Below are 398 nucleotides of genomic sequence, written 5' to 3' on the forward strand. Positions count from 1 at the left end.
GGCCGCGGCGAGCCGGTCGGTGAGCTGCGCGCGCGAGGCGGCGACGGCGGCGAGCAGCCGGGCCAGGCCGGGTTCCTCGGCGTCGCGGGCGTCGGCGCGCGCGGCCGAGGCGGCGTCGCCCAGCAGCGTCAGCACGTCGGCGGCCGTCGCGGCCGGAGCGGTGACCGACGGCGTGGGGGAGGGCGTGCTGCCGTCCGGCTCCGCGAGGCCGGAGTCGTACACGCCGCCGAGCGCCTCGACCTGGTCCGTCGCGGTCGACGACACGAGACCGAGCACGGCGGCGGTGCCCGCGTCCGCGCCGGCGAGCGCGCCGTCCGCGGCGTCGGCGAGCGCGAGCGCGTCGGACACGGTGTCGCGCCGGGTCTGCTCGGCGGCGTCGGGCACCGGCTCGGCGGGCG

Annotated in this window: 1 pseudogene; it reads right to left on the minus strand. The window is 81.9% G+C overall.

The window, feature by feature from the left end:
* Positions 1 to 398, minus strand: a pseudogene (locus FA014_RS20500) (hypothetical protein); the annotation flags it as partial.

The organism is Cellulomonas hominis (assembly GCF_005239125.1).
In the GTDB taxonomy this organism is placed as follows: Bacteria; Actinomycetota; Actinomycetes; order Actinomycetales; family Cellulomonadaceae; genus Cellulomonas; species Cellulomonas hominis_A.